The sequence below is a fragment of the Pseudaminobacter sp. Soil_N_29 genome, from assembly GCF_057656055.1.
In genome coordinates, this window is record NZ_JBDGLC010000003.1 from 382523 (window position 1) to 408929 (window position 26407).

A 26407-nucleotide genomic window follows, 5' to 3' on the forward strand; every position below is an offset into this window, starting at 1 on the left:
CATGGCTGAGAAAACGATCCTGCTCGCTGCCGGAGGCACCGGCGGCCATCTCTTTCCGGCCGAGGCGCTGGCACATGAGCTGATCTCGCGCGGCTGGGAGGTGCATCTTGCCACCGACGAGCGCGCCGGGCGCTATGCCGGCGAATTTCCGGCCAAGCAAATCCACTCCATCGCGTCAGCCATGATCGGCTCCCGCAATCCGGTGAAGATGCTGGGTGCGTTCTTGTCGATCTGGCGTGGTTTTCGCCAGTCGAACGATGTCATTCGCCGGATCAAGCCTGCCGCGGTGGTTGGTTTCGGCGGCTATCCCACCTTGCCGCCGGTCTTTGCTGCCACGCGCCGGCGGGTGCCTGCGCTGATCCACGAACAGAACGCCGTCATGGGCCGCGCCAACAAGGCGCTGGCCGCGCGCGTGACGGCAATCGCCGGCGGATTCCTCGACGAGCGGTCGGGCGCGTTCGCCGGCAAGACCATCGCGACCGGAAATCCGGTGCGGCCGGCCGTTCTGAAGGCGGCGGGCGCTCCCTACGGGCCGTCCGGTCCGGGCGAACCGTTCCGCCTGCTCGTTTTCGGCGGCAGCCAGGGCGCGCAGTTCTTCTCCGACGCGGTGCCGCCGGCGGTCGCTGCGCTGCCAGAGGCGCTGCGCAGGCGGCTCAGCGTCGTGCAGCAGGCGCGAGGTCCGGATGTGGATCGGGTGACCGCCGCCTATGCCGAACTGGGGATAACGGCCGAGGTGTCGCCCTTCTTCTCCGACATGGCAGCACGCATCGCGACCGCGCATCTGGTCATTGCCCGTTCCGGTGCATCGACCGTTTCGGAAATTGCGGTGATCGGTCGGCCAGCGCTTCTGGTGCCTTATCCATATGCGCTCGACCACGACCAGGCAGCCAATGCCGCGACCCTCGCAGCCAAGGGCGGCGCCGAGGTGCACCAGCAGTCGACGCTGTCCGTGGAAACGCTGTCGCGGCTGCTGGCGGATCTCATTGCCGATCCGAACAGGCTGAATGGGATGGCGCTGGCCGCCAGGGAGGCGGGCAAGCCGGATGCTGTGCGGTTGCTTGCCGACCTCACAGAGGCTATTGCGGCCCGTAAACCTATCGAACGGATCAAGGAAGGGGTGCGCCCATGAAGATGCGGCAGACGATCGGCCTCGTGCATTTCATCGGCATCGGCGGCATCGGCATGAGCGGCATTGCCGAGGTGCTGCATAACCTCGGCTACAAGGTACAGGGCTCGGATCAGGCCGACAGCGCCAATGTGCAGCGCCTGCGCGAAAAGGGCATCGAGTGCTTCGTGGGCCACCGCGCCGAGAACCTCGGCGATGCGGAAGTGGTGGTCGTGTCGACCGCGATCAAGAATACCAACCCGGAGCTGGTTGCGGCGCGCGAAAAGCCGCTGCCGATCGTGCGGCGCGCCGAGATGCTGGCAGAGGTGATGCGCTTCAGCCAGGCAATCGCCATCGGCGGCACGCACGGCAAGACAACGACCACCTCGATGGTTGCCGCGCTGCTGGAGGCCGGCGACCTCGACCCGACCGTGATCAATGGCGGCATCATCAACGCCTACGGCACCAATGCACGCATAGGCAAGGGCGACTGGATGGTGGTTGAGGCCGATGAGAGCGACGGCACCTTCCTGAAGCTGCCGGCCGATATCGCGGTCGTCACCAATATCGACCCGGAACACCTCGACCACTACGGCTCTTTCGACAAGGTGCGCGCGGCCTTCCGCCAGTTCGTCGAGAACGTGCCGTTCTATGGCTTCGGCGTGATGTGCACGGACCACCCGGAGGTGCAGGCCCTGGTGTCGCGCATCGAGGACCGTCGCGTCATCACCTATGGCGAGAACGCGCAGGCAGACTTCCGCTTCACCCGGCATCGCATGGACGGAGCCGCCTCGCTTTTCGATGTGGTTATTCGCAACCGCAAGACCGGCGAGCATACCGTCATCGCCGATTTGCGCCTGCCGATGCCCGGCCGTCACAATGTCTCGAACGCCACCGCGGCAGTTGCGATCGCGCACGAGCTCGGCCTGTCGGCCGACGACATCCGGAAGGGGCTTTCCTCCTTCGGCGGCGTCAAGCGGCGCTTTACGCCGACAGGAAGCTGGAACGGCGTGCAGGTGTTCGACGACTACGGCCACCATCCGGTGGAAATCAAGGCGGTGCTCAAGGCCGCGCGCGATGCCTGCCAGGGGCGTGTCATCGCAATTGCCCAACCGCACCGCTTCACCCGGCTGAACGATCTGTTCGACGACTTCTCGGCCTGCTTCAACGATGCCGACACCGTCATGGTCGCGCCGGTCTATGCCGCAGGCGAAGAGCCGATCGATGGCGTCAACTCCCAGGCGCTTGCTTCCCGCATCCGCGCTGGCGGCCATCGCGACGCGCGCTACATCGATGGACCGGAGGCAATTGCGCCCGTGGTGCGTGAACTGGCCAAGCCGGGCGACTTCGTTGTATTCTTGGGAGCGGGCAACATCACGCAATGGGCTTATGCATTGCCCAGGGAGTTGGGTGGGGAAGGGGCATGACGCGGGGCGAAAAGCTGCTTGCCGAACTCGGAGACCGTCTGTCGGGACTTCGCGGCCGGATCACTTCAGACGCAGAGATGGAAAAGATCACCTGGTTCCGTGCCGGCGGCACGGCCGACGCGCTTTTCCAGCCGGCCGACGAAGAGGATCTCGCGGCCTTCCTGAAGGCCGTGCCTGAGGATATCCCGCTCACGATTGTCGGCATCGGCTCCAACCTGTTGGTGAGGGAAGGCGGCATCCGCGGCTTTGTGGTGCGTCTATCGGCCAAGGGCTTCGGCGAGGTCGAGGTCATTTCGCCCACGCGCCTGAAGGCGGGCGCCGCCGCACCAGACAAGCGCGTCGCGGCCGTGGCCCTCGAGGCAGGCATTGGCGGCTTCCATTTCTATCACGGCATTCCGGGCAGCATCGGCGGGGCGCTGCGCATGAATGCGGGCGCCAATGGTGCCGAGACGCGGGAACGCGTGGTGGAGGTGCGCGCGCTGGACCGGCAGGGCAACCTGCACGTGCTTTCGAACGCCGACATGGGCTACTCGTATCGCCATTCTTCGGTGCCGGCAGACTTCATCTTCACCTCGGCCACGTTCGAGGGCTATCCGGAAGGGCAGGACGAGATCCGCGCTGCGATGGATGCCGTTCAGCATCACCGGGAAACCGTTCAGCCCATCCGCGAGAAGACCGGCGGCTCGACCTTCAAGAACCCGGAGGGCAGTTCTGCCTGGAAGGAGATCGACAGGGCCGGCTGCCGCGGACTGATGATCGGTGGCGCGCAGATGTCGCCGATGCACTGCAATTTCATGATCAACACCGGCAGCGCCTCGGGCTATGACCTCGAGCACCTGGGCGAAACCGTGCGCGCGCGCGTGCTGGAGAATTCCGGCATAAGGCTGCACTGGGAAATAAAGCGCATCGGCGATTTTCGCCAGGGTCGCGAGGTGCAGGAGTTCCTCGGCCGGCTGCTCTAAGCAGCGCCCGTTTCGGTAGCCGTGCGCAGGCCGCCGATGGCCTGCTCGAAGCGCTATTTGATCAATTTGTGAAAAATTTGATTCATCTTGAATCCTAAGGGCTTGCCACGGAATCAACTCTCTGATTCTTTGGGGAAAAGCGTTTCCTGATTTGAGTCGTTTGGGCGCGTGCGTCGCGTTTTCCGTCTGGAGGGGTGCCTGCCGGAAGACTCGGACTCTTTTCAGTGATGCGTAGTTGGGAAACCCGGTCGGAGAGGGCTGCGGGACTATGACTTCGAAGCATGTGGCCGTCTTGATGGGTGGTTTTTCGTCCGAGCGGCCGGTGTCTCTTTCCTCTGGTAATGCCTGTGCCGATGCGCTCGAGGGCGTGGGCTATCGCGTCACGCGCGTCGATGTCGGGCGCGACGTTTCCTCGGTTCTTTCGGCGCTGAAGCCCGACGTTGTCTTCAATGCTCTGCACGGCCCTTTCGGTGAGGATGGCACCATCCAGGGTATCCTCGAATATCTGGCCATTCCCTATACGCATTCCGGCGTTCTTGCCTCCGCGCTGGCGATGAACAAGGACAAGGCCAAGCAGGTGGTCAAGTCGGTCGGTGTGCCGGTGGCTGAGTCGAAGGTGATGGATCGCTTTGCGATCGGCAATGCACACCCCATGAAGCCCCCCTATGTCGTGAAGCCGGTCAATGAAGGTTCGAGCTTCGGCGTGGTGATCGTGAAGGAGGATCAGTCGCATCCGCCCCAGGTCGTCGGTTCGCCTGAGTGGCGCTATGGCGATAGGGTTCTAGTCGAGCGCTACATTTATGGGCGCGAATTGACCTGCGCCGTCATGGGCGATGTCGCCCTCGGCGTCTGCGAGATCATCCCGACGGGGCATTCATTCTACGACTACGATTCAAAATATGTGCCGGGCGGATCACGTCACGAATGCCCGGCGAAAGTTTCACCGAATATTTACCAAAAAATACAGACACTGGCGCTCAAGGCTCATCAGGCAATTGGGTGTCGGGGTGTCTCCCGGTCGGACTTCCGTTTCGATGACCGCCATTCGGAAGATGGCGAGCTCATCTGGCTCGAAGTGAATACCCAGCCGGGCATGACGCCGACGTCTTTGGTGCCGGAAATTGCCGCTCACGCGGGACATTCCTTTGGTGAGCTTTTGAGCTGGATGGTGGAGGACGCTTCGTGTTCGCGTTGAGGTCAGGGCAGATGAAGAGGGTGCGGAGGGCCGGAGGCGGCCTGTTCGGCATGTTCTTTTCGGCCGACGGCTTCGTGCTGCCGCGCTGGCTGCGCAAGCCGGTGCGCGTCCTGGCGCGCCTGTTCAAGGGCGACTTCACCGCGCCGCGCTTCGCTGCGTCCGTCTCGTCCGCTGTCCTGCTGGCTTCCACTGGCCTTTATGGTGCTTACGAGGGTGGGCATATGCCGGCCCTCGTGCAGGCCGTCACGGCGCGCAGCGGGTTTGCTGTCGATGAGGTGCGCGTGGTTGGCCACCACGAGACGTCCGAGATCGACGTTCTGGAAAAGCTGGGGCTCGATGGCTGGACGGCGCTGATCGGCTTCGACGCCGACAAGGCGCGCGAGCGCGTAGGCGAATTGCCCTGGGTCGAGCTTGCCTCGGTTCGAAAGGTCTATCCCGATACGCTGGAAGTGAAGATCGAGGAGCGCAAGCCCTTCGCCGTCTGGCAGCATGAGAACGAGCTTTCGGTGGTGGAGCAGGACGGCAAGGTGATTGCGCCTTTCGCTGGTGGCCGTCACGTCTCTTTGCCGCTTGTCGTGGGTGTCGGTGCTGCTGAAAGGGCCTCCGGGTTCCTGGCCAAGGTGAACCGCTTTCCCGAGCTTGCTTCGCGCGTGAAGGGCTATATCCGCGTCGCCGAGCGGCGTTGGGACCTGTGGCTGGAGAACGGCGTCACCGTCAAGCTGCCGGAAAATGGCGAGGATTCTGCGCTCGCGGATCTCGCCAGGATGGATCGCGAGATGGGGTTGCTTTCGCGCGATATCGCTGCCGTCGACATGCGGCTGGGCGACCGCCTGGTCGTTCAGCTCACTCCGGAGGCGGCGGACCGCAGGGATGCAGCGCTTAAGCAGCGCAAGGGCAGCAAGCCGGAGAAGAGAATATGAGCCTGCTGGGCGGTCGAAAGGATAGTCAGTCGCGCCGTTCCGGTGTCGTCACTGTTCTCGACGTCGGGTCGAGCAAGGTCTGCTGCATTGTCGCCAGCCTCAAGCCGGCGGCCGAGAGCCAGATCCTGCGCGGGCGCACGCACCAGGCGCGAGTGATCGGCATCGGTCATCAGAAATCCCAGGGCGTGAAGTCCGGCGTGGTCGTGGATCTCGACCGTGCCGAGCATGCGGTGCGGCTTGCCGTCGATGCGGCCGAGCGCATGGCGGGGTTGACGGTGGATTCGCTGATCGTCAACCTGACCGCAGGTCGGCTGAAGAGCCAAACCTTTTCGGCCACCGTCAATCTGGGCGGCCATGAGGCGTCGGCGGGCGACATCAAGCGTGTTCTGGCCGCCGGAGCAAAGCAGGCGCTGCGGGCCGAGCGCGAGGTGGTGCATGCGCTGCCAGTCGCCTTTTCGCTGGATGCCGAGCGTGGCGTGCGTGATCCGAGCGGCATGGTTGGCGAGACGCTCGGCGTCGATATGCATGTGCTGACCGGCGATGCCGCGCCGCTGCGCAATCTCGAGCTGTGCATCAACCGTTCGCACCTGTCGGTCGAGCGCATGGTGGCAACGCCCTACGCCAGCGGCTTGGCCGCGCTGGTGGACGACGAACTGGAGATGGGCGCCGCCTGCATCGACATGGGTGGCGGCACCACGACGATTTCCGTTTTTGCCGATGGCAAGTTCGTCCACGCGGACGCCATACCGATCGGCGGAAATCACGTCACGCTGGATATGGCCAAGGGCCTTTCGACCCGGCTGGAAGATGCCGAGCGGCTGAAGGTCATGCACGGCTCGGCGCTGCCTGGCAGCGCGGACGACCGCGATCTGGTGACCATCCAGCCGATCGGCGCCGACGAAGGCGACGTTCCTCTGCAGATCCCGCGCTCGGTGATGACGCGCATCATCCGCGCGCGGATCGAAGAAACGCTGGAGATCCTGCGCGATCGCCTCAACAAGTCCGGATATGGCAACGCGGTGGGCAAGCGCGTGGTGCTGACTGGCGGCGCCAGCCAGCTCGCAGGTCTGCCCGAGGCCGCGCGCCGCATTCTCGGCCGCAATGTGCGGATCGGGCGCCCGCTTGGCGTTGCCGGCCTGCCCGAGGCGGCCAAGGGCCCGGCATTTGCGGCGGCGGTAGGTCTGCTGATCTATCCGCAGGTGGCAAGCTTCGAGATCAATCAGTTCAACAGTATCTCCCGGTTCCGCATGACCGGAACAGGCGGGAAACTGCATCGCGTAAGTCAGTGGTTCCGAGACAGTTTCTAGAATTTGACGTGAACACCCCAATAGGCGGCCGCAGCGGCGCAGCGGCGGGATAGGCAAAAGGACGAGGACAATGACGATCAATCTGAAAAAGCCGGACATTACCGAGCTCAAGCCACGCATCACCGTGTTCGGCGTGGGTGGCGGCGGTGGCAACGCCGTGAACAACATGATCACGGCGGGTCTTCGCGGCGTGGAATTCGTGGTGGCGAACACCGACGCACAGGCCCTGGCCACGTCCAAGGCTGAGCAACTGATCCAGCTCGGCGCGAACATCACAGAGGGCCTGGGTGCCGGCTCGCAGCCTGAGGTCGGTCGCGCCGCCGCCGAGGAATGCATCGACGAGATCGTCGACTACCTGTCCAACACGCACATGTGCTTCGTCACCGCCGGTATGGGCGGCGGCACCGGCACGGGTGCAGCCCCCGTCGTTGCCCGCGCCGCCCGTGAAAAGGGCATCCTCACCGTTGGCGTCGTCACCAAGCCTTTCCACTTCGAAGGCCAGCGCCGCATGAAGACGGCCGACCTGGGCATCGAGGAACTGCAGAAGTGCGTCGATACCCTGATCGTCATTCCGAACCAGAACCTGTTCCGCCTCGCCAACGACAAGACCACCTTCGCCGACGCCTTCGCGATGGCCGACCAAGTGCTCTACTCCGGCGTTGCCTGCATCACCGACCTGATGGTCAAGGAAGGCCTGATCAACCTCGACTTCGCTGACGTTCGTTCGGTGATGCGCGAGATGGGCAAGGCCATGATGGGCACCGGCGAGGCTTCGGGCGAGGGCCGTGCCATGGCTGCCGCCGAGGCTGCTATCGCCAACCCGCTGCTTGACGAAACCTCGATGAAGGGCGCGCGGGGCCTGCTGATCTCGATCACTGGCGGCCGCGACCTGACCCTGTTCGAGGTCGACGAGGCGGCTACCCGTATTCGCGAGGAAGTGGATCCGGACGCCAACATCATCCTGGGCGCCACCTTCGACGAGGAACTCGAAGGCGTCATCCGCGTCTCCGTGGTTGCGACCGGCATCGACAAGTCGGCCGCCGACATGGCGACTGCGCCCATCGCTATCCGCGCTCCCGTGAAGCCGGCCGCACGCCCCGCCGGCATGCCTGAAGCACGCCCGGTTGCCATGGCGCCGGTGCAGGAGGCGCCGCGCCTTGAGCCTCGCGCAGCCGATCCGGTGGCCGACGCTATCCGCTTGGCCGAGGCGAACGCTGCCGCAGCCGCCATGGCGGCGCCGCGTCAGGTCCCGGTCGCTGGTGGCGAGGAATTCCGCCCGCAGAGCAAGCTGTTCCAGGCTCCTCCGCAGGCCATGCAGCCGCAGCCGGTCATGCAGCAGCCGCAGCCGATGATGGCTCCGCAGCCTGCGCCGGCTCCGTTGCAGCCGCGCGAAATGCCTCAGCCGGTTGCCGCCCAGCCGCGGATGCCGCGCGTCGAGGACTTCCCGCCGATGGTGCAGGCCGAAGTGCAGGCCAAGGCTCGCCCTGCCGAGCAGCACGAGGACCGTGGGCCTATGGGCCTGCTGAAGCGCCTGACCAATGGCCTGACCCGCCGTGAGGAAGAGCCGGCACGCCTTCAGCCGGCCCAGCCGCGCGAGCCGAAGCTTCGCCAGCCCGCGCCTGAGGCGCGCCGCCAGGACGCGCAGCTCTACGCTCCGCGCCGCGGCCAGCTGGACGACCAGGGCCGCCTGGCTCCCCAGGCTCGGACTCACCATGAAGAGGATCAGCTGGAAATCCCGGCGTTCCTGCGCCGCCAGGCAAACTGATCCGGTACCGCCATGTAACGGCTTTGAGCGGGCGGGCACATGAGTGCCTGCCCGTTTGTCTTGAAAGCAGTGTTAAAACAGATAGTTGTGCGTGTGCTGATGCGGCTCGACTGCCGTTACACGGAGTTAAAAACCGTGATTTGGCGTCTCACACCGGGGCCACTATCTTCGCCCCGATGATGGAGTCGGCACACTGGCTGTGGTGAAGTTTCCTGCCAGCCGACCGAAGCGAGAGCCGTGCTCCCTAGGGCTGGTGTGGGGCCTTAGGCCAAACGGGCGCAAGGGGATATTACTTGTACGACTATCAAACGACGCTGAAGTCGCGCGCCATGCTTTCGGGCGTTGGCGTTCATAGCGGCAAGCCGGTTTCCCTGCACTTCCTGCCCGCCGACGCGGACACCGGAATCGTCTTCCATGTGGTTGGCGAGAACGGGCGCGAACTGCGCGCTCTATCCTCTGAGGTTGGCTCCACTGATCTGTGCACGCTGCTGGGCGATCCCGCAGGCGTGCATGTCGGCACTGTCGAGCACATCATGGGTGCGCTGTCGGGACTCGGTATCGACAATCTGGTCATCGAGATCGACGGCCGCGAGGTGCCGATCCTCGACGGCAGCGCCATCCGATTCGTCGAGGCGATCGAGCAGGCGGGCGTCGAGACGCTTTCGGCCAAGCGTCGCTATATCCGCATTCTCAAGCCCGTGCGCATCGAATCGGGTGCCTCATGGGCGGAATTCCGTCCCCATTCGGGAACACGCTTCGAGGTCGAGATCGACTTCGAGAGCGCGGCCATCGGCCGTCAGTCCTTTGCAGCCGATATGAGCGCCGAGGTGTTCCGCAACGAAATCGCCCGCGCGCGCACCTTTGGCTTCATGAAGGACGTCGAGCGCCTGTGGGCCGCCGGCTATGCGCTTGGCTCATCGCTGGAGAATTCTGTGGTGATCGGCGACGACGGCCGGGTCATCAACATGGAAGGCCTGCGTTATCCCGACGAGTTCGTGCGCCACAAGACGCTCGATGCCATGGGTGACCTGGCGCTCGCCGGTGCCCGTTTCATCGGCTGTTTCCGTTCCTATCGTGGTGGCCACCGCCTGAACGCCGCCGCGCTGCGGCACCTGCTGTCGGATCACTCGGCTTTTGAAATTGTCGAGGCGAGCCGGCGCGAGCGCGGCCGGTCGGCAGAAATGATCGCGATCAACGCTCCTGTTTACGCGCCCTGGGTGGTTTGAGGGCCCTGTGTGGCTGGTGGCGACCTGACCCGGCATCTCGATGCGCGCTGGCTTGCAAGCTGCCACAAAAATGCACGATTGGCCGGCGATAGCGTTGCCGTTCAGGGGCAGTTGTGATCTATGACTGCGGGGCTATTGAGTATAGTTACGCCGAGAGGGGCAGAATCAGACCATGGTTTTTGAGCGAGCTGCACAGTCGAAGCCGACGCGCGCTGCCCTTCTGGCGCTTTCGCTGATTTCGGCGCCGCTTCTTCTTTCTGCCTGCATGTCGTCGGAGAAGGACATCGACCTGTCGACCTATGTCGACCAGACCGAGCCGGCCGATGTGCTCTACAATCAGGGCCTTGCCAATTTGAACGCCGGCCGGCTGAAGGAGGCCAGCCGCAAGTTCGACGCAGTCGACCGCCAGCATCCCTATTCGGAGTATGCCCGCAAATCGATGGTCATGGGTGCCTTCGCGAACTATCGCCAGGGCAACTATGACGACGCCGTCAACGCGGCAAAGCGCTATCTTGCGCTCTACCCGTCGAGCCCCGACGCGGCCTACGCCCAGTACATTATCGGCCTCAGCTATTTCCGCCAGATCCGCGACGTGACGCAGGACCAGAAAGAGTCGCGCCGCGCCATCGAGGCGATGCAGGAAGTGGTTACCCGCTGGCCTGATTCCGAATATGTCGATGACGCGAAGGAAAAGATCCGCGTCGCGCGCGATCAGCTCGCCGGCAAGGAGATGCAGGTCGGCCGCTACTATCTTGAACGGCGCGAGTACATCGCCGCCATCAAGCGCTTCCGCTTCGTGGTCGAGAACTATTCCAACACGCGGCAGATCGAGGAGGCCCTCGCGCGCTTGACCGAGAGCTACTACGCGATGGGCCTGACTTCCGAGGCGCAGACCGCGGCTGCCGTGCTCGGGCAGAACTACCCGCAAAGCCAGTGGTACAAGGACTCCTACAAGCTTCTGCAGTCCGGCGGGCTGGAGCCGCGTGAGAATGCCGGCTCTTGGCTTTCCAAGGCCGGAAAGTTCATCACCGGCGCCTGACCGCAGCGGGGCGAGATGCTCTCAAGGCTTTCGATCCGCGATATTGTCCTGATCCAGAAGCTGGACATTGATTTTGCGTCCGGCCTGTCAGTGCTGACAGGCGAGACCGGCGCGGGCAAGTCCATCCTTCTTGACGCACTGTCGCTCGCGCTTGGTGCGCGAGGCGACGCTTCGCTCGTGCGCCATGGCGCGACGCAGGGGCAGGTTTCCGCGGTTTTCGATGTGCCGCGCAATCATCCCGCCAGGCAGATCCTCATCGACAACGCGCTCGACGACGACGGCGACATCATTCTGCGCCGTGTGCAGACGGCAGACGGGCGCACACGCGTGTTCGTCAACGACCAGCCTTCCAGCGTGACGCTGATGCGCGACATCGGCCGCGCGCTTGTGGAAATCCACGGCCAGCACGACGACCGGGCGCTGGTGGATGCCGGGGCGCACCGCGATGTGCTCGATTCCTTCGGTGGACATCTCGGCGAGGTGCGCGCCTGTGCAGAAGCCTGGCGGCGCTGGCGCGATTGCGAGCAGGAACTTTCCCGTCACCGTGCCCGTGTCGAGGCCGCCGCGCGCGAGGCCGACTATCTGCGTGCGGCTGTTGCCGAGCTGTCGCAGCTCGACCCGCAGGTGGGCGAGGAGGCCGAGCTTGCGGAAGTACGCACGGCCATGATGCGGGCAGAGAAGATCGCCAGCGATATCCAGGATGCGCAGGACGTGCTGTCCGGCTCCAATTCGCCATTGCCGCAGCTTGCCAGCCTGCTTCGTCGCCTTCAGCGCAAGGCTGCCGAGGTGCCCGGCCTTCTCGATGACGTTGTCACGTCACTGGATGAGGCCATGCTGTCGCTGGACGCCGCGCAATCGGGCGTGGACGCGGCGCTGCGCGCCACTGAATTCGACCCCCAGCGGCTGGAGAAGGCCGAGGAGCGGCTGTTCGCGCTACGCGCGGCCTCCCGCAAGCACAATGTGCAGGTCGATGACCTCGCCAGGCTGCGCGACACGATGACAGCCGACCTTGCCGACCTCGACGCAGGCGAAGATCGCCTGCAGGCGCTGGAGAAGCAGGCCGTGGCCGCCCGCGAGGCCTATGACCGCGTGGCCGCTCATCTCTCGGAACTGCGCAAGACGGCCGCGCTCGGCTTGCGCGATGCGGTGATGGCCGAGTTGCCGGCGCTGAAGCTGGAGCGGGCCGAGTTCATCGTCGAGATGAGCGCGGAGCCCGACAATCGGCAGCAAGAGGGCATCGACCAGATCGAGTTCTGGGTTCGCACCAATCCGGGCACCAAGCCCGGTCCGATGATGAAGATTGCGTCCGGCGGCGAGCTGTCCCGCTTCCTGCTGGCGTTGAAAGTTGCACTGGCCGATCGTGGCTCCGCGCCGACGCTGGTTTTCGACGAGATCGACACTGGCGTCGGTGGTGCCGTCGCCGACGCCATCGGCCAGCGCCTCGCGCGGCTGGCAAGCCGTGTGCAGGTGCTTTCGGTCACGCATGCGCCGCAGGTGGCCGCGCGGGCGCATACTCATTTCCTGATCGCGAAATCCGGCAGCACCGAGCAGGTTTCCACCAGCATTGCGGCGATGAACCGCGATGCGCGCCAGGAAGAAATCGCCCGCATGCTGGCGGGCGCAACAATCACCGACGAGGCGCGTGCCGCGGCCGAAAGGCTGCTGCGCGAAAACGCCGAGGCCGCCGCAGTTTCCTGAAGCTGCCCGCGCGCTTGCAGTTTGTCAGCATGGTCGGCGCCACTGTGCCGGGCCGTGAAAAGCGGCTGCCACGCTCATGCTTCATAGGTTAGGGTAGCGGCCGTCCTGAAAGCCGGATTCGCACATCATGTCGGAGACCATGAAACCCGTCGAACAACTGACCGAGGCGGAAGCCGCGGCCGAACTCGCGCGCCTTGCTGCAGAGATCGCCGAGCACGACCGGAGCTACTACGCCGAGGATAAGCCGACGATCTCGGACGCTGCCTATGATGCGTTGCGTCTGCGCAACGCGGCGATCGAGTCGCATTTCCCGGAACTGGTGCGGGCGGATTCGCCTTCGATGAGAATCGGCGCCGAGCCGACGGGGGCCTTTGCGCCCGTGGTTCATCTGCGGCCGATGCTTTCGCTGGACAACCTCTTCACCGACGAGGATGTCGTCGACTTCATTGCCAGCGTCCGCCGCTTTCTGGCCTATCCGGCCGACCGGGAGCTGGTCTTCACGGCCGAGCCCAAGATCGACGGCCTTTCAATGTCGCTGCGTTATGAGAACCGCCGGCTGGTGACGGCGGCGACGCGCGGCGATGGCACCACCGGCGAAAACGTCACCGCCAACATCCGCACCATCGGTCAGATTCCGCAGCATCTGCCGGCGGACGCGCCCGACCTGATCGAGGTGCGCGGCGAAGTGTATATGCGCCGCGACGATTTCTTTGCGCTCAACCAGCGCATGGCTGAAACCGGACAGGTCTTCGCCAATCCGCGCAATTCGGCAGCCGGAAGCCTCAGGCAGAAGGACCCGGCGGTCACGCGTTCGCGCCCGCTCAAGTTCTTTGCCTATGCCTGGGGCGAGACCAGCGAGCCGCTCGGCGAAACCCAGTATGAAGTCGTGCAGCGCTTCGCCGACTGGGGCTTTCCGGTCAACGACCTGATGGTGCGTTGCCGGTCGGTCGAGGAGATAATGGATCACTACCGCGCCATCGAGGCGGAACGTGCGGAACTGCCCTACGACATTGACGGCGTGGTCTACAAGGTCGACAGGCTCGACCTGCAGGAGCGGCTCGGTTTCCGCTCGCGCAGCCCGCGCTGGGCGACGGCGCACAAATTCCCCGCCGAGAAGGCGACTACGGTTCTGACCGATATCGATATCCAGGTGGGCCGCACCGGCGCGCTTACGCCCGTGGCGCGTTTGCATCCGGTCACCGTCGGCGGCGTGGTGGTCACCAATGCCACGCTGCACAACGAGGACTATATCCGGGGCATCGGCAACAACGGCCAGCCAATCCGCGAGGGTCGGGACATCCGCATTGGCGATACGGTGCTGGTGCAGCGCGCCGGCGATGTCATCCCGCAAATTCTGGACGTGGTCCTTGAAAAGCGCCCGGCCGATGCCGTGCCCTACGTCTTCCCCGACCGCTGTCCGGCTTGCAACAGCCATGCAGTGCGTGAGGAGGGCGAGGCGGTGCGGCGTTGCACCGGCGGCCTGATCTGCCCTGCACAGGCCGTGGAACGCCTGCGCCACTTCGTATCGCGCAACGCGCTGGACATCGAAGGGCTTGGCGAGAAGCAGATCGAGTTCTTCTTCAACGCCGAGGACCCGGCGCTACGCATCCGCTCCCCCGCCGATATCTTCACGCTGAAGGCGCGGCAGGAGAGATCGCTGACCAAGCTGGAGAACATCGAGGGCTTTGGCACGGTCTCCGTGCGCAAGCTTTTTGCCGCCATCGACGACAAGCGGCAGGTTGAGTTTTCGCGGTTCCTGTTCGGGCTCGGCATCCGGCATATCGGCGAAACCAACGCCAAGCGGCTGGCGCGGCATTTCCTCAGTTTTTCGGCCCTGCGCGCGGCCGCGGAAAATGCCGTGGTGCCGCAGGCCAAGGGCGATCCAGGCAACGCCGCCTGGCAGGAGCTGAACGGCATCAGCGGCATCGGCAATGTCGTCGCCGAGGCCGTGGTGGAGTTCTTCGCCGAGGAGCACAACCGCGAGGTGCTGGACGCGCTGCTGAAGGAAGTCACGCCGCTGGATGAGCAGCCGGTAGGGGAGGTTTCGTCTCCGGTCGCCGGCAAGACGGTGGTGTTTACCGGCGCGCTGGAGAAGATGTCGCGCGAAGAAGCCAAGGCCATGGCCGAGAAGCTGGGCGCCAAGGTTGCGGGATCCGTCTCCAAGAAAACCGATCTGGTGGTGGCGGGGCCGGGCGCGGGCTCCAAGCTGAAGCAAGCCACCGAACTTGGCATCGAGGTCATCGACGAGGATGCCTGGTTCGAGCGGGTGGCGAAGGGGTGAGCCCGTTTCAGTTTCGCTGATGGTTGGCTCAACCATTTTGATATGACAGATGTGCCCGCGCTCCATACATAGGGCCGTCGCGAGGAATGGCCCCATGTCGGTAGAAGCAGTTTCGCAGCCCCAGTCCGGCGCTTTTTGGCGCGGCGCGCGGCTAAGCATACCGGTGGTGGTCGCGTCCGCGCCCTTTGCCATTCTGTTCGGGGCGCTTGCCGTGGATAACGGCTTCAGCGTCGCCGAGGCCACGCTGATGAGCGCGGCCATCTATGGCGGCGCGAGCCAGCTCGTCGGCATCGAATTGTTCGGCCACCAGGTCGCGCCATGGCTGGTGGTGCTGTCGATCTTCGCGGTCAATTTCCGCCACGTTCTCTATTCGGCGGCGGTGGGCAAGCACATCGACCATTGGCCGCTGTTGAACCAGGCCATTGGCTACTTCTTCCTCGTCGATCCGCAATATGCCGAAGCCGAGCGCAAGGGCGAGAGCGGCGAAGACGTCAGCTTCGCCTGGTACATGGGCATGGCGCTGCCAATCTATGTGTTCTGGGTCGCCGAGAGTGCGCTCGGCGCGCTGTTCGGGCGGCTTATTCCCGATCCCCACGCCATCGGCCTCGACTTCCTGCTGCCGATTTATTTCCTCGGGCTCGTCATGAGCTTCCGAAAGCGCCCGCGCTGGCTGCCCATCGTCATTGCCAGTGCCGTAGCCTCGATGATCGCCTACAAGACGGTCGGTTCGCCCTGGCATGTGTCCCTCGGTGCGCTGGCGGGCGTGCTGCTTGCGGCCGCGTTGCCGGTGCGGCAGGGCGACGCTGTCGAGACGGCGGAGGCGACGATATGAGCACCACGCTGTGGATCATCGTCGCGGGCGCCATCGCGACCTACCTGACGCGCATTGGCGGGCATCTGGTCATCTCGCGCTTCGAGCGCATTCATCCGCGCGTCGAAGCCGGGCTCAACGCGGTGCCCGCGGCGGTGTTGACCACGCTTGTGGCGCCGGCCGCCATGTCGGCCGGTCCGGCTGAACTGGCAGCTCTCGCGGTGGCGGCAATCGTCTCCCTGCGCGGCGGGCTGATGACCATGTTTCTTGCCGGTGCCGCAGTGCTGATCGCCATGCGGCACCTCGCCGGCTGAGCCACGCTCCTCAAGACGCTTTGTAGGTGATCAGGCGATCGGTGCCGTCGCCTGTTCCAGCCACTTCAGCGTTTCGCCATCCACCATCGGCCCGATCTCGGCGAGAACGCGGGCGTGGTAGGCATTGAGCCACTCCAGTTCAGCTGGCGAAAGCAGGTCGGGGCGCACCAGACGGCGGTCTATAGGCGCCAGGGTCAGCGTCTCGAAGCCGTGGACGGGCAGGTCGCCGCCTTCCGGCCGTTCGGCTGGCGTGACGATGATGAGGTTTTCGATGCGGATGCCGTAGTGGCCTTCCTTGTAGTAGCCCGGCTCGTTGGACAGGATCATGCCTTCGAGCAGCTTCTCGGTGCCGGTCTTGGCGATACGCTGGGGCCCTTCATGCACGGCGAGATAAGAGCCGACGCCGTGGCCGGTGCCATGGGCGAAGTCCAGCCCCCGCTGCCACAGGGCTATGCGTGCAAAGGCATCGATGTCGCAGCCGCGCGTGCCGGCCGGAAAGCGCAGCGTGGAAATGGCAATCATGCCCTTGAGCACAAGAGTAAAACGCTCGCGCATTTCCTCCGTGGGCTTGCCCACGGCCACGGTTCGGGTGATGTCGGTGGTGCCGTCCTGATACTGCGCCCCGGAGTCGAGCAGGAACAGCTCGCCTTCGCGCAAGGGGCGATTGGTGGCGTGCGAGACGCGATAGTGCATGATCGCGCCGTTCGGCCCCGCGCCCGAGATGGTGTCGAAGGAAACGTCGCGTAGCGGCATCTGCGTTTCTTCGCCGACGCTGCGCCGCATCTCCTCAAGCTGGGTGACCGCCTTGATCTCGTCCAGCGTGCCCGGCTTCTGCGCATCGAGCCAGCACAACAGCTTCGCTACCGCCGCACCATCGCGCCGGTGCGCGGCGCGCGCGCCCTGGATTTCGGCCTGGTTCTTGGTGGCGCGGGGCAGGCGGGCCGGGTCGGGCTCCAGAACGACCGTGCCGCCGTTCTCTTCGACCAGGGCACGCAGCTTGTCGGCCGCAAGCACCGGATCGAGCGCTATCTTGGCGCCGGAGCGGGCAAGCTCGATCACTTCGGCCTCGAGCGCATCCGGGGCGCGCAGTTCAGCGAGCTGGGTGAGATAGGCCTCGACCTTGCGAGACAGCTTGCGGCTGTCAAGGAACAGGCGATGCTTGCCGTCTGCGGCCAGAATGGCGAAGCCGAGCGCCAGCGGCGTGTGGGGCACGTCGGCGCCGCGAATGTTGAATGTCCAGGCGATCGATGACGGGTCCGTCAGGACGCAATGGGTGGCGCCTTCCCTGGCGATTGCGGCTGCGAGCCGGGCGAGCTTGTCCTTCGCCAGTTCGCCGGCAAAGGCGATGGGATGGATTTCGACCTCCGCCAGTGGCTCGGCGGGTTGATCGGCCCAGATCTCGTCGATGGGGTTGTCGGCCAGCGGTACAAGGGTCGCGCCGGTCTTGGCGGCCGCCTTTTTCAACGCGCTCACTTCGCTGATCGTGTGCAGCCAGGGATCGAAGCCGATCTCGGCACCCTTGCCGATATTTTCGCGAATCCAGGCAGGCGGCGGGTTCTCGATCAGGCTTTCGATGGTGAATATGCCGAGGTCGACCTGCTCGCGCACCTGGAGCTGATAACGGCCGTCGACAAAGATGAAGGCGCGGTCTGCAAGAATGATTGCGACGCCGGCGGAGCCGCTGAAGCCGGTCAGCCAGCGCAGGCGTTCCGAACCGGGGGCGACATATTCGCCCTGATGCTGGTCGGCGCGCGGGACGATGAAGCCATCGAGCTCGCGCGCGGCCAGCCATTCGCGCAATTTGGCCACGCGGGCTGCGGCGGTGGACGGGTCGCTGGCCGAATCGAAGGTCTGGAACATGGGCGAGGTGCCTTCCTGCTGCAGGTGTCTAGCGTGGCGTCAAACTAGAGCATCGTGCCCGAAAGTGGAATCCGGTTTCAGGCATTATCCGATGCCCCGGGCCGGCCCACCCATGTCCGGCTCGATCAGCGCTTGAGGTGGAGCGTCACCCAGCCCTCGCGCAACAAGGTGCGGATGTGGCGAAAACCCTGGTTTGTATAGGCGGCGAGCACGGCGTCACCCTGCCTTTCCAGAATGCCCGAAAGGATGATGGAACCACCCGGGGCGACGTGCTGCACCATTGGAGGGGCAAGCTCGATAAGCGGGCCTGCCAGAATATTGGCTATGACAAGATCGAAGGGGCCGCGCGCCGCAAAGACGGGATGGTCGAAACCGGTCGCGGTTTCGGTCTCGACATAGCCCGACGCGCCGTTGAGCCGCACATTGTCGGCTGCAACCTCGGTGGCCACAGGGTCGATATCGGTCGCCAGCACCGGAATCTGCGCGAGCTTTGCTACGGCGATAGCCAGCACGGCGCTGCCGGTGCCGAGGTCGAGTGCATTGCGCGGCTTTTCCTCCCGGACGACCTGTTCCAGCATTTCGAGGCAGCCCGAGGTCGTGCCGTGATGGCCGGTGCCGAAGGCAAGGCCGGCCTCGATCTCGATGGCCATCTCGCCTTCGCGAGGCTCGTCGCGGTCATGCGAACCATGCACCACGAAGCCGCCCGCCCGCACCGGCTTCAGGCCTTCCAGCGACTTCGCCACCCAATCGACATCTGGTAGCGTCTCGCGCTCGATTTGCCTGTCCAGAGAGAGCGAGGCGAGCACTTCGCGAATGCGCTGTTGGGTCTCGTCAACGTCGCCGTCGGTGTAGAGCGACACTTCGTGGATGTCGCGATCCTCGTCTATTTCCATGACAGCGATGGGAAAGCCCTCGTCCTCGAATTCGGTTTCCAGGGCGGCGAAGATGCGGTCTGCATCGCTGCGCCCGGCCGTGAGGTAAAGGCGTGTCTGGCTCATGGTGCTCACAATCATAAAGAGGGCGATTTGTGCCCGCGCTTGTGGACGTTTCAGCCCTTGCCCGCAAGGCGTTTCAGCTTTGCCACGGCCGTATCCCCGCTTTCGCCGTAGGCGATGGTGCCGAAGAAGTCGCCCTTGCCATCCAGCAGCAGCACCGAAGCGGTGTGGTCCATGGTGTAGTCGCCGCCGTCCAGCGGCACCTTGCGCGAATAGATATGGAACGACTTGGCCATGGCGGCCACCTTGTCGGGGTCGCCGGTGATGCCGGTGATGCGATCCGACACGTTGCTGACATAGGCGTTCATCATCTCGGGAGTGTCGCGTTCGGGGTCGACCGTGACGAAATATGCCCTGATGTCCTTGCCTTCGTCGCCGAGCTGCTTGAGCCAGCCGTCCAGTTCGAACAGCGTCGTCGGGCAGACTTCGGGGCAATGGGTGAAGCCGAAGAACACCGCCGAGGGGTGGCCGCGGAAAGCCGCTTCGGTGATCGGCTGGCCCTTCTGGTCGACAAGGGTGAATGCAGCCCCATAGGCCTGGCCGCCATTGCGGGCCTGGTACCAGTCGAAGGTCAGCCAGCCCACGCCAGCGGCCATGAGAACCAGGATACCGACCAGAATGGAGCGCATCATGACTAGCTGTTTCCCTCGTCCAGCGTTCGGAAGTCGCGCAGCTCTGCGAGCTTGCGCCATGCCTGACAAGATAGTGGCGGAAACGCGCCCGCAAAAGGGGCCATGATGCCGCTGGCGAGCGCGCCTGGGCGGGCCAGAGCTTGCAAGCGCGACCGGGCACACCCAATTGTTGCGAACGGTCTGATTTATCAGGAGGTCTCCATGCGTGCAGCGGCAATCGGTGCGGCGGCTCTTTTGCTTGGTGCGGCAGCACCGGCGCTTGCCGAGGAAGTCGGCAGGGTCGGGGTCGACTGGCTCGGCAACGATATCATTGTGCAGGCGGTGCAAGACCCCAAGATCGAGGGCGTGACCTGCCACTTCTCCTATTTCGATCGCGGCATCGTGGACCGGCTGCAAAAGGGCAACTGGTTCGAGAACCCTTCCGACTCGGCCATCTCCTGTCATCAGACCGGGCCTATCACCATCGGCAAGATCGACCTGAGCTCGAAGGGTGAGGAGGTCTTCAAACAGGGCATCAGCCTGATCTGGAAGAAGCAGGTGGTGAACCGCATCTACGACAAGAAGAACGACACGCTGATTTATCTTTCGCATTCGCGGCAGGTGCAGAACGGCTCGGCCAAGATGGCCGTCACCACAGTGCCGCTCTACGGCCAGAACGTGACCTGGACCGACGGCAAGCCGAAATAGGCGCGGGGCCGCGCCGGCGGCTTGCCGGGCGCCGCGCGGCGGCGTAAAGCCGGGCCATGGACCCCGCACTTCGCTTCAAGGATGCCGAGCCGCGCATCCACCCCACGGCCGAGCTGAAATCCTGCCGCCTCGGTCGCTATGCGGCTATCGGCGAGCGCGTCATCCTGCGCGAGGTGACGGTGGGCGATTTCTCCTATTTCGAGCGCCACGCCGAGGCGATCTACACCACCATCGGCAAGTTCTGCTCCATCGCCGCCAACACCCGCATCAACGCGCTGGAGCACCCGGTCGAGCGCATCACCACGCACAAGGTGAGCTACCGGCCCAACGAGTATTTTCGCTATCTCGGCGTCGACCAGGATTTTCGCGCTCGCCGCCAGGCCAAGGCGGTGACCATCGGCCATGATGTGTGGGTCGGCCATGGCGCGGTCATCCTGCCCGGCGTTTCGATCGGCAACGGCGCGGTGATCGGCGCCAATGCGGTGGTGACGCGCGACGTCGGCGCCTACGAGATCGTGGCCGGCGTGCCGGCGCGCAGCAAGCGGCTGCGTTTTGTGCCCGAGACCATCGCCCGCATCGAGGCGCTGGCCTGGTGGGACTGGCCGCTGGACCGGCTGGCCGATGCGATCCCCGACATGCAGGCCATGACCATCGAGACGTTTCTGGACCGCTGGGAAGGCCGCCCGCTCTAAGTCGCGATACGGGTGCGAGGGCGTAAAGTCCCCGCGTGGGTTGACGCCTCGGGCGTGCAAGGCGCATTTTGCCAGACGGAAGGAAACGTGATGGCAGACTGGCTGGAAATACTGCGCAATCAGGCGGAAACCTGCTCCGAGATGGACAAGGAAGTGCCAAAGATGCTGGCCGATCCCGACATCGCCGCCGACCAGGTCAGGGCGCTGTTCGAGGCGCTGGAAGAGCAGGTGCAGTTCGTCGAACAACTGGTGCGGGCGCTCGAGTTCAACGACTACGACCCGGATGTGGTCAAGGCCGCCGAGGAACTCGAGGAGCGCTATGCCGATCTGGCTGCCGGAGCGGCGGAAAGGCTGAAGCAGATCCTGGGCTGATGCCGCTGCGCTACGAGGGCCAGTCTCACACCGCCGTTACAAAACTATCCAGCACGCGCTTCTGGCCCGCCTTGTCGAAGTCGATGGTCAGCTTGTTGCCGTCGATGGCCGCGACGTTGCCGTTGCCGAATTTCTGGTGGAACACGCGGTCGCCGACCTTGAAGGGCGAGGGGGCGTCGGCAACCGACTTGGCAACGAGTTCGCCCTCGATGGTGCGACCCTTCACCGAGCCGCGGCCGGCGCCATAGCCGGAATCAGTCTCGCCATAGCCGATGCGCTCGACATGGTGGCCGGAGCGCGAGCCCCAGTTGCGGTCGGTCGCCTCGTTGCGGTTTGCCTGCGCGCGCTGCCACCCGGGTGTGGCATAGGTGTTGGAGAAGGATTTCTGGTCCGAGCCGATACTGTCGAAGCGCGAGGCGCCATAGGGATTCTGCCGGCCGCCATAGCCACTGCCATAGCCGCCATAGCTGTCCCCAGCCTCGGCCACCTCCACATGCGCTTCCGGCAGCTCGTCGAGGAAGCGCGACGGAATGGTGGACTGCCACAGGCCGTGGATGCGCCGGTTGGAGACGAACCAGATGTGCAGGTTCCGCTTGGCCCGGGTGAGGCCGACATAGGCCAGCCGGCGCTCTTCCTCCAGCCCCGAACGGCCGCCCTCATCCAGCGAGCGCTGGTGCGGGAACAGGCCTTCCTCCCAGCCGGGCAGGAACACCGTCTCGAACTCCAGGCCCTTGGCCGAGTGCAGCGTCATGATGGTGACAGCGTCGAGCTCCTCATTCTGCTCGCTATCCATTACCAGCGCTACATGCTCCAGGAACGAGCGCAGCGACTCATACTCCTCCATGGAGCGGATGAGCTCCTTGAGGTTTTCGAGCCGGCCCGGCGCCTCGGCCGAGCGGTCGTTCTTCCACATGTCGGTGTAGCCGCTCTCCTCGAGGATGATCTCGGCAAGCTCGGTGTGCGGCGTGTTGTCGAGCGCCTTCTGCCAGCGCTCGAAATTGGCGGCGACCTCGCGCAAGGCCGCACGCGGCTTGGGCTTCAGCTCGTCGCTTTCGGCAAGATTGCCCGCCGCTTCCAGCATGGGGATGCGCAGGGCGCGCGCCGTGTCGTGGATCTGGCGGATGGCGGCTTCGCCAAGCCCGCGCTTGGGCACGTTGACGATGCGCTCGAAGGCGAGGTCGTCGGCCGGTTGCGCGACGACGCGGAAATAGGCCATGGCGTCGCGGATTTCCTGCCGCTCGTAGAAGCGCGGGCCGCCGACAACGCGGTAGTTGAGGCCGAGCGTGACGAAACGGTCTTCGAACTCGCGCATCTGGAAGGAGGCACGCACGAGGATGGCCATGTCGTTCAGCGCATGGCCCTTGCGCTGGAGCTGCTCGATCTCCTCGCCGATGGCGCGGGCTTCCTCTTCCGAATCCCATGCGGCGTGGACGTTGACCTTGGAGTCGTCGGGGTCGGCGACGTCGGTGAACAGCGTCTTGCCCAGCCGGCCCTCATTGTTGGCGATGAGGTGCGAGGCAGCACCCAGTATATGGGCGGTGGAGCGGTAGTTGCGCTCCAGCCGGATGACGACAGCGCCCGGAAAATCCTTGTCGAAGCGCAGGATGTTGTCGACCTCCGCGCCGCGCCAGCCATAGATCGACTGGTCGTCGTCGCCCACGCAGCAGACATTCTTTTTACCCGGGGCGCCGGTTTCCTGCGCTAGCAGGCGCAGCCACATATATTGCGCGGTGTTGGTGTCCTGGTACTCGTCGACGAGGATGTATTTGAACCGGCGGTGATATTCCTTCAGCACGTCGGGATGCGCGCGGAAGATGCGGATCGGGTGGCAGAGCAGGTCGCCGAAGTCGCAGGCGTTCAGCGTCTGCAACCGCTCCTGATAGGCCTTGTAGAGCTCGCGCCCCTTGCCGTTGGCGAAGGCGCGGGCGTCGCCCTCGGGAATTTCGGCAGGACCGAGGCCCTTGTTCTTCCACGCATCGATCATCATGGCGAACTGGCGCGGCGGCCAGCGCTTGTCGTCCAGCCCCTCGGCCTGGATGAGCTGCTTGATGAGGCGGATGACGTCGTCGGTGTCTAGGATGGTGAAGTCGGAGCGCAGGCCGGCAAGCTCGGCATGGCGGCGCAGCATCTTCACGCCGATGGAGTGGAAGGTGCCGAGCCAGGGCATGCCCTCGATCGCTTCGCCGACCAGCAGGCCGATGCGCTGCTTCATCTCGCGCGCCGCCTTGTTGGTGAAGGTCACGGCCAGGATCTGCGAAGGGAAGGCGCGGCCGGTGGCGAGGATATGCGCGATCCGGGTGGTGAGCACGCGCGTCTTGCCGGTGCCGGCACCGGCGAGCACCAGCACGGGGCCTTCGGTGGTTTCGACCGCCAGCCGCTGTTCGGCGTTGAGGCCGTTCAGATAATCGGGCGCGGAGGCCTGGCGCGCGGCCATGGCGCGCGCGGCAATGCCGCCGGGCGCAGGCGCGCCGGCAGGGCGCGGGGCGGGCGCACCGGGCTCATCGAAGAAGGGGATGTCGTCGGGAAAATCTGACATTTCCACCGAATGTAGTGATTCGGGGCCGAAAGGCCAGCGATGTTGCCGTTTTGTGCCCATGGTTGACGCGGAAGGCCGGGGCCGGCACTTCCGCGTGCAAGCGAGGAGGGGGCGGGATCAGAGCCCGATCTGGCTCTTCAGCCCGGGAATGGAGTCGACGATCTGCTTGATCGTATCCGGACCGGCGGCTTGTTCGGCCTTCTGGAACAGGGTTTGTCCGGCTTGCTTGATCTGGTCGGCGTCGAGCCCGCTGGCGCGAAGCTGCGCGATGCCGTTCACCAGAGCGCCGGCCTTTTCGCCCAGAAGCCCGCCAATCGCCGAGGTGATGGAACCCAGAAGCCCGCCGCTTTCGCCGCCGGACTGGGCGGCGGCCATGACGTCGTAGCTATGCGCCAGGTCTTCCGCGCCGGGGACGGCGGCGAAGAGCCCTGCGACGCGCTCTTCGCCCGCCTCGTGCTCGAACATCGACAATATGGTGCCAACGGCCATTTCCGCCCTGGCCTGGTCGAGGCCGCTTTGGTTCGAAACCGCGACTATGATTTCCTGTGCGTTCATGGTTTGCGGCCTCACTGGCTGGTATTCAGCCGAATGTTGCAGTTCTTCCAGTATTTCTTCCAGGTTTCGTTGCCCGATATCTTGCCGGATGCCTTGTCGGCCTTCCACTCGGCCTTGCATTCGTGCACGCGTTGCCGGAAGCCCATCTTGCGCGGCTGATGCTGCTGGCCGCTCGGGCTCGTTGTTGCTGCCACCGGGACTATCTGGGCGGCGGTAGCGTTGGCGGCGAAGCCGTAGGTGGGAAATGCCAGGAATGCTGCGCCGATTGCCAAGGCGCTTGCTGACAGCAAGGTCCTGAAGGTCATCGCACTTCTCCTTCGTTGACGTTGTCGCCTGTTCCGGCACGATCAGGCTGTGCCGACAGCGGCATCTGCGGGAAACACGCGCTGGTTCGCCAGATGGCGAGCCCGCAATAGAAGCCTTGTCCCTGAGATGTGGCGATGCCGCCGGGCTGACACCGATTGACGAAAATTTGATGAGGCTGGACCATGCCCGTCGCTCGCATATTTGCTCGATGGAACGGGAGGCAGGAGGAAGCGATGAACAGACCGGCCATTACGCAGGCAATGATCGACGCCTATGACGAATACACGCATCTGACGCTCGACCGGCGCGGCTTCATGGAGAAGCTGACGAAGCTGGCAGGCTCAGGCGCGGCAGCCGCCGCGATCGCGCCGCTGCTGGCTGCAAATGCTGCACAGGCGGCGATCGTTGCGGAGGACGATGCGCGGGTGAAGGGCCAGGACATCACCTATCCGGGCTCCAAGGGCGAAATGAAGGGTTATCTGGTGCGCCCGGCTGCCGCGGGCGGCAATCTCGGCACGGTCATCGTCATCCACGAGAACCGGGGCCTGAACCCGCACATACGCGACGTGGCGCGGCGCATCGCGCTGGAAGGTTTTATCGCGCTGGCGCCCGACTTCCTTTCGCCGCTTGGCGGCACGCCGTCGGACGAGGACAAGGCGCGCGAAATGTTTGCCCGGCTCGCGCCCGACCAGACCGTCGCGGACGGGCTGGCCACCGTGGCCTATCTGAAGCAGATCGACGGCGGCAACGGCAAGGTTGGTGCCGTGGGCTTCTGCTGGGGCGGCGGCGTGGTCAACGATCTGGCGGTGAACGCGCCGGACCTCGACGCGGCGGTGGCCTATTACGGCCGCCAGCCCAAAACCGAGGACGTGGCGAACATCCATGCGCCGCTGCTGCTTCACTATGCCGGCATGGACGAGCGCATCAACGCCGGCATCGAGCCCTACAGGCAAGCGCTGGAGGCGCAGGGAAAGAAGTTCACGATCTACGTCTATGAGGGCGCCCAGCATGCCTTCAACAACGACACCTCCGAAGCGCGCTACAACAAGGCGGCGGCCGATCTCGCATGGGGGCGCACGATTGCCTTCCTCAAGGAAAAGCTTGCGGAGTGAGGCGCAAGCCTCTCAACCTTCGTTAACGCCAGCACGCCTGCTTGGTTAACGCGAAGTGGGCGAGCGCGGCCTGATTCTCTCGGGCGGGGCTCGCTTCAAAAACAGATTTTTCGGGAGGGGGAGGTGCTGCGGAGGCGCTTACGCCTTGCAGGCGGCGCAAGCACAGAGTCAGTTTACCTTGCGGCGACGCTGGTTTCTGGCAGATGTAATGATGGCGCGGGCATAGATCATCTTCATCGGGATAGGAAGCTGAAGACGTTCAATGCGATAGAGCTCGTTGTTTATTGTCTTCAACGCACGCCAGAAATCATAGTCACTTATTGAGTGGTCGGATGCAAGGCGGCTGGAGAGCTGCGCCACGTCAATCTTCATGCAAATTCTCCGAACGTTGCCGCCCGCCACCGTTCCGGTCGTTGAGTCGAATCGTCGGGATTGTGCCCGCCACGCGGGTGGGATCAATCCGCCCCTTGGCTCAAACTGTGCAAAAACCCTTAAGGTTAATGTGTCCCTCTCCGTTAAAATTTTAACGATTGGCGCGATTTCCCGCGCTTGTTCAGCGCAAATGCGCCGTCGCGGCAGGCATCGCGTGATGCCCGCCGTCGGCCATTCC

The 26407-nt window shown here is 64.5% G+C and carries 24 protein-coding genes; 17 read left to right on the forward strand and 7 right to left on the reverse strand.

Going from position 1 to position 26407, the window contains the following annotated elements:
- Window position 1 precedes the first annotated feature (1 nt).
- The 13 genes from murG (at window position 2) to AC3A4H_RS10475 (ending at window position 16050) form a co-directional block, all read left to right on the forward strand.
- On the forward strand, window positions 2–1129 hold the full coding sequence (gene murG / locus AC3A4H_RS10415; RefSeq protein WP_487766623.1) for an undecaprenyldiphospho-muramoylpentapeptide beta-N-acetylglucosaminyltransferase: 1128 nt from the start codon (window positions 2–4) through the stop codon (window positions 1127–1129).
- Window positions 1126–2532, forward strand: coding sequence for a UDP-N-acetylmuramate--L-alanine ligase (gene murC, locus AC3A4H_RS10420; RefSeq protein WP_487766624.1), 1407 nt, complete (start codon window positions 1126–1128; stop codon window positions 2530–2532). The genes murG and murC overlap by 4 nt, the downstream gene beginning before the upstream one ends.
- Window positions 2529–3494 carry a UDP-N-acetylmuramate dehydrogenase gene (gene murB / locus AC3A4H_RS10425; protein WP_487766625.1) on the forward strand — a complete coding sequence of 322 codons (966 nt, stop codon included), beginning with the start codon at window positions 2529–2531 and terminating at the stop codon, window positions 3492–3494. The genes murC and murB overlap by 4 nt, the downstream gene beginning before the upstream one ends.
- Window positions 3495–3762: 268 nt before the next feature.
- Complete coding sequence (locus AC3A4H_RS10430; protein ID WP_487766626.1) at window positions 3763–4689, forward strand: D-alanine--D-alanine ligase; 927 nt, start codon at window positions 3763–3765, stop codon at window positions 4687–4689.
- An 11-nt stretch (window positions 4690–4700) separates the two neighbouring features.
- On the forward strand, window positions 4701–5609 hold the full coding sequence (locus AC3A4H_RS10435; RefSeq protein WP_487766627.1) for a cell division protein FtsQ/DivIB: 909 nt from the start codon (window positions 4701–4703) through the stop codon (window positions 5607–5609).
- Window positions 5606–6916: a cell division protein FtsA gene (ftsA, locus tag AC3A4H_RS10440; RefSeq protein WP_487766628.1), complete on the forward strand. Its 1311-nt coding sequence runs from the start codon at window positions 5606–5608 to the stop codon at window positions 6914–6916. The genes AC3A4H_RS10435 and ftsA overlap by 4 nt, the downstream gene beginning before the upstream one ends.
- A 70-nt stretch (window positions 6917–6986) precedes the next feature.
- On the forward strand, window positions 6987–8681 hold the full coding sequence (ftsZ, locus tag AC3A4H_RS10445; protein ID WP_348777358.1) for a cell division protein FtsZ: 1695 nt from the start codon (window positions 6987–6989) through the stop codon (window positions 8679–8681).
- A gap of 293 nt (window positions 8682–8974) precedes the next feature.
- A complete protein-coding gene (gene lpxC / locus AC3A4H_RS10450) occupies window positions 8975–9907 on the forward strand; it encodes a UDP-3-O-acyl-N-acetylglucosamine deacetylase (RefSeq protein WP_487766629.1) in 933 nt (310 codons plus the stop codon).
- A 172-nt stretch (window positions 9908–10079) separates the two neighbouring features.
- Entirely contained in the window at window positions 10080–10946 is an 867-nt protein-coding gene (locus tag AC3A4H_RS10455) for an outer membrane protein assembly factor BamD (RefSeq protein WP_348777356.1), read from the forward strand.
- A 15-nt stretch (window positions 10947–10961) separates the two neighbouring features.
- Window positions 10962–12644, forward strand: coding sequence for a DNA repair protein RecN (gene recN, locus AC3A4H_RS10460; protein ID WP_487766630.1), 1683 nt, complete (start codon window positions 10962–10964; stop codon window positions 12642–12644).
- A 139-nt stretch (window positions 12645–12783) separates the two neighbouring features.
- A complete protein-coding gene (gene ligA / locus AC3A4H_RS10465) occupies window positions 12784–14925 on the forward strand; it encodes an NAD-dependent DNA ligase LigA (RefSeq protein WP_487766631.1) in 2142 nt (713 codons plus the stop codon).
- 94 nt (window positions 14926–15019) lie between these two features.
- On the forward strand, window positions 15020–15757 hold the full coding sequence (locus AC3A4H_RS10470) for an AzlC family ABC transporter permease (protein ID WP_487766632.1): 738 nt from the start codon (window positions 15020–15022) through the stop codon (window positions 15755–15757).
- Window positions 15754–16050 (forward strand): AzlD family protein, encoded by a 297-nt coding sequence (locus AC3A4H_RS10475; RefSeq protein WP_487766633.1) that lies wholly within the window; start codon window positions 15754–15756, stop codon window positions 16048–16050. Before AC3A4H_RS10470 ends, AC3A4H_RS10475 begins: the two co-directional genes overlap by 4 nt.
- A 30-nt stretch (window positions 16051–16080) precedes the next feature.
- Here the strand turns inward: AC3A4H_RS10475 and AC3A4H_RS10480 are convergent, their stop codons facing one another.
- The 3 genes from AC3A4H_RS10480 to AC3A4H_RS10490 all read right to left on the reverse strand — a co-directional run bounded on the left by AC3A4H_RS10480 (window position 16081) and on the right by AC3A4H_RS10490 (window position 19537).
- Complete coding sequence (locus AC3A4H_RS10480) at window positions 16081–17910, reverse strand: aminopeptidase P family protein (protein WP_487766634.1); 1830 nt, start codon at window positions 17908–17910, stop codon at window positions 16081–16083.
- A 125-nt stretch (window positions 17911–18035) separates the two neighbouring features.
- Window positions 18036–18908, reverse strand: coding sequence for a 50S ribosomal protein L11 methyltransferase (locus AC3A4H_RS10485; protein ID WP_487766635.1), 873 nt, complete (start codon window positions 18906–18908; stop codon window positions 18036–18038).
- A gap of 50 nt (window positions 18909–18958) precedes the next feature.
- Complete coding sequence (locus AC3A4H_RS10490) at window positions 18959–19537, reverse strand: SCO family protein (protein WP_487766636.1); 579 nt, start codon at window positions 19535–19537, stop codon at window positions 18959–18961.
- A 201-nt stretch (window positions 19538–19738) separates the two neighbouring features.
- Here AC3A4H_RS10490 and AC3A4H_RS10495 point away from each other — a divergent pair, with 201 nt between their 5' ends.
- From AC3A4H_RS10495 to AC3A4H_RS10505, 3 genes are all read left to right on the forward strand, one after another.
- Window positions 19739–20224 (forward strand): CreA family protein, encoded by a 486-nt coding sequence (locus tag AC3A4H_RS10495; RefSeq protein ID WP_348777348.1) that lies wholly within the window; start codon window positions 19739–19741, stop codon window positions 20222–20224.
- A 56-nt stretch (window positions 20225–20280) separates the two neighbouring features.
- The gene (locus AC3A4H_RS10500) at window positions 20281–20916 is read left to right on the forward strand and encodes a DapH/DapD/GlmU-related protein (RefSeq protein WP_487766637.1); all 636 of its coding nucleotides are present in this window, start codon (window positions 20281–20283) and stop codon (window positions 20914–20916) included.
- Between the two features lie 90 nt (window positions 20917–21006).
- Window positions 21007–21288, forward strand: a complete 282-nt coding sequence (locus AC3A4H_RS10505; RefSeq protein ID WP_487766638.1) for a hypothetical protein — start codon at window positions 21007–21009, stop codon at window positions 21286–21288.
- 25 nt (window positions 21289–21313) lie between these two features.
- Here the strand turns inward: AC3A4H_RS10505 and AC3A4H_RS10510 are convergent, their stop codons facing one another.
- The 3 genes from AC3A4H_RS10510 to AC3A4H_RS10520 all read right to left on the reverse strand — a co-directional run bounded on the left by AC3A4H_RS10510 (window position 21314) and on the right by AC3A4H_RS10520 (window position 24684).
- Entirely contained in the window at window positions 21314–23824 is a 2511-nt protein-coding gene (locus AC3A4H_RS10510) for an ATP-dependent helicase (protein WP_487766639.1), read from the reverse strand.
- A 117-nt stretch (window positions 23825–23941) separates the two neighbouring features.
- Entirely contained in the window at window positions 23942–24379 is a 438-nt protein-coding gene (locus AC3A4H_RS10515) for a hypothetical protein (protein ID WP_348777343.1), read from the reverse strand.
- Window positions 24380–24390: 11 nt separating this feature from the next.
- Window positions 24391–24684 carry a hypothetical protein gene (locus tag AC3A4H_RS10520; RefSeq protein WP_487766640.1) on the reverse strand — a complete coding sequence of 98 codons (294 nt, stop codon included), beginning with the start codon at window positions 24682–24684 and terminating at the stop codon, window positions 24391–24393.
- Window positions 24685–24918: 234 nt separating this feature from the next.
- Here AC3A4H_RS10520 and AC3A4H_RS10525 point away from each other — a divergent pair, with 234 nt between their 5' ends.
- Window positions 24919–25797: a dienelactone hydrolase family protein gene (locus tag AC3A4H_RS10525; RefSeq protein ID WP_487766641.1), complete on the forward strand. Its 879-nt coding sequence runs from the start codon at window positions 24919–24921 to the stop codon at window positions 25795–25797.
- A 168-nt stretch (window positions 25798–25965) separates the two neighbouring features.
- Here the strand turns inward: AC3A4H_RS10525 and AC3A4H_RS10530 are convergent, their stop codons facing one another.
- Window positions 25966–26169, reverse strand: coding sequence for a hypothetical protein (locus AC3A4H_RS10530; protein ID WP_348777340.1), 204 nt, complete (start codon window positions 26167–26169; stop codon window positions 25966–25968).
- Window positions 26170–26407: the final 238 nt, after the last annotated feature.

What these genes read in the sequence shown, in the direction of transcription:
- AC3A4H_RS10510 (WP_487766639.1), bottom strand. Translation starts at nt 23,824, where the DNA reads ATGTCAGATTTTCCCGACGACATCCCCTTCTTCGATGAGCCCGGTGCG.
- AC3A4H_RS10505 (WP_487766638.1), top strand. Translation starts at nt 21,007, where the DNA reads ATGGCAGACTGGCTGGAAATACTGCGCAATCAGGCGGAAACCTGCTCC.
- AC3A4H_RS10500 (WP_487766637.1), top strand. Translation starts at nt 20,281, where the DNA reads ATGGACCCCGCACTTCGCTTCAAGGATGCCGAGCCGCGCATCCACCCC.
- AC3A4H_RS10515 (WP_348777343.1), bottom strand. Translation starts at nt 24,379, where the DNA reads ATGAACGCACAGGAAATCATAGTCGCGGTTTCGAACCAAAGCGGCCTC.
- ligA (WP_487766631.1), top strand. Translation starts at nt 12,784, where the DNA reads ATGAAACCCGTCGAACAACTGACCGAGGCGGAAGCCGCGGCCGAACTC.
- murB (WP_487766625.1), top strand. Translation starts at nt 2,529, where the DNA reads ATGACGCGGGGCGAAAAGCTGCTTGCCGAACTCGGAGACCGTCTGTCG.
- AC3A4H_RS10480 (WP_487766634.1), bottom strand. Translation starts at nt 17,910, where the DNA reads ATGTTCCAGACCTTCGATTCGGCCAGCGACCCGTCCACCGCCGCAGCC.
- AC3A4H_RS10435 (WP_487766627.1), top strand. Translation starts at nt 4,701, where the DNA reads ATGAAGAGGGTGCGGAGGGCCGGAGGCGGCCTGTTCGGCATGTTCTTT.
- AC3A4H_RS10520 (WP_487766640.1), bottom strand. Translation starts at nt 24,684, where the DNA reads ATGACCTTCAGGACCTTGCTGTCAGCAAGCGCCTTGGCAATCGGCGCA.
- AC3A4H_RS10530 (WP_348777340.1), bottom strand. Translation starts at nt 26,169, where the DNA reads ATGAAGATTGACGTGGCGCAGCTCTCCAGCCGCCTTGCATCCGACCAC.
- AC3A4H_RS10475 (WP_487766633.1), top strand. Translation starts at nt 15,754, where the DNA reads ATGAGCACCACGCTGTGGATCATCGTCGCGGGCGCCATCGCGACCTAC.
- AC3A4H_RS10490 (WP_487766636.1), bottom strand. Translation starts at nt 19,537, where the DNA reads ATGATGCGCTCCATTCTGGTCGGTATCCTGGTTCTCATGGCCGCTGGC.
- ftsZ (WP_348777358.1), top strand. Translation starts at nt 6,987, where the DNA reads ATGACGATCAATCTGAAAAAGCCGGACATTACCGAGCTCAAGCCACGC.
- AC3A4H_RS10455 (WP_348777356.1), top strand. Translation starts at nt 10,080, where the DNA reads ATGGTTTTTGAGCGAGCTGCACAGTCGAAGCCGACGCGCGCTGCCCTT.
- ftsA (WP_487766628.1), top strand. Translation starts at nt 5,606, where the DNA reads ATGAGCCTGCTGGGCGGTCGAAAGGATAGTCAGTCGCGCCGTTCCGGT.
- AC3A4H_RS10485 (WP_487766635.1), bottom strand. Translation starts at nt 18,908, where the DNA reads ATGAGCCAGACACGCCTTTACCTCACGGCCGGGCGCAGCGATGCAGAC.
- AC3A4H_RS10525 (WP_487766641.1), top strand. Translation starts at nt 24,919, where the DNA reads ATGAACAGACCGGCCATTACGCAGGCAATGATCGACGCCTATGACGAA.
- AC3A4H_RS10470 (WP_487766632.1), top strand. Translation starts at nt 15,020, where the DNA reads ATGTCGGTAGAAGCAGTTTCGCAGCCCCAGTCCGGCGCTTTTTGGCGC.
- murC (WP_487766624.1), top strand. Translation starts at nt 1,126, where the DNA reads ATGAAGATGCGGCAGACGATCGGCCTCGTGCATTTCATCGGCATCGGC.
- murG (WP_487766623.1), top strand. Translation starts at nt 2, where the DNA reads ATGGCTGAGAAAACGATCCTGCTCGCTGCCGGAGGCACCGGCGGCCAT.
- AC3A4H_RS10430 (WP_487766626.1), top strand. Translation starts at nt 3,763, where the DNA reads ATGACTTCGAAGCATGTGGCCGTCTTGATGGGTGGTTTTTCGTCCGAG.
- recN (WP_487766630.1), top strand. Translation starts at nt 10,962, where the DNA reads ATGCTCTCAAGGCTTTCGATCCGCGATATTGTCCTGATCCAGAAGCTG.
- AC3A4H_RS10495 (WP_348777348.1), top strand. Translation starts at nt 19,739, where the DNA reads ATGCGTGCAGCGGCAATCGGTGCGGCGGCTCTTTTGCTTGGTGCGGCA.